The organism is Streptomyces sp. YS-3 (assembly GCF_045257485.1).
GTDB lineage: Bacteria > Actinomycetota > Actinomycetes > Streptomycetales > Streptomycetaceae > Streptomyces.
On the sequence record NZ_JBJHPC010001065.1, the window covers coordinates 1 to 1,067 of the forward strand.

Here is a 1,067-nt window from a genome sequence, read left to right on the forward strand (position 1 = left end):
CACCTGCACAAACACCCTCCGCCGCCCCGGCGTGCGCCCCCCGCCTCACTCCTTCTGGAGGATGGCGAAGCTCGCCCCTTGGTCATCGGTGAGGACCGCCATCCGCCCGTACGGGATGTCGACGGGCTCGGCGGTGACCCGGCCGCCCAGCTCACGGCAGGCCGCGGCCGTGGCGTCGCAGTCCCCGACCGCGAAGTACACCAGGAAGTGGTCGGGCATCTCGGCGGGGAAGGCGTCCCCCAGGAGGCAGCGACCGCCGAAGGCGGTGTCGGGGCCCGGCGCGGAGCCCGCGGGCGACCAGGTGCGGTAGTCGCCGTCGGTCTCGTCCAGGTCGCGGCCCTCGAAGCCGAAGACCGCCTCGTAGAAGCGGTCGGCCCGGGCCGTGTCCCGGGCGTACACCTCGGTCCAGCAGAAGGCGCCCGGCTCGCCGCTCTTCTCGAAGCCGGCGTGCTCGCCGGCCTGCCACAGACCGAAGACCGCGCCGCCGGGGTCGGCGGCGACCGCCATCGTCCCGTACGGAGGGACCTGGACCGGGTCCGTCACCAGCTGGCCGCCCGCCGCCCTGATCCGCACGGCGAGCGCCGCCACGTCGGGGGCCGCGAAGTAGACGCCCCAGGCGGTGGGCATCCGGCCGTCGCGCTTGGGGACGAGGGCGGCGACGCGCTTCCCGCCGCTGAACGCGGTCGTGTAGTGCCCGTACCTCTCCTCCGCGTCCTCGTCGAAGGTCCAGCCCATCAGCGCGCCGTAGAACCGCTTGCCCGCCGCGAGGTCGGACAGCGTCGCGTCGGCCCAGCACGGCGCGCCTTCCGGAAATCCGCCCATGCGCCTGGTTCCTTCCTGGGGTGGCCCCGCCCCGCGTACGGGACGGGACGCGGGTGCCGCTACGCGGTGAAGCTAACGGCCCCGTCCGCACTCCGCACCGGCACAAATCGAACAAATGAGCTGCATTGCCCCCACTGTAGGCGCCCGCCCCCTTTTCCCGCACGGGTTGTCCACAGAGCGTGTCCACAGGCTGTTGATAACACCATTCGAGTGGCGGACGGGTGCGCGAGGAGGGGCGGCGGGCG

At 73.2% G+C, this 1,067-nt stretch carries 1 protein-coding gene; it reads right to left on the reverse strand.

The window, feature by feature from the left end; all coding sequences use genetic code 11:
- Window positions 1–45: 45 nt before the first annotated feature.
- On the reverse strand, window positions 46–822 hold the full coding sequence (locus ACJA3G_RS37490) for a VOC family protein (protein ID WP_406557471.1): 777 nt from the start codon (window positions 820–822) through the stop codon (window positions 46–48).
- Window positions 823–1,067: the final 245 nt, after the last annotated feature.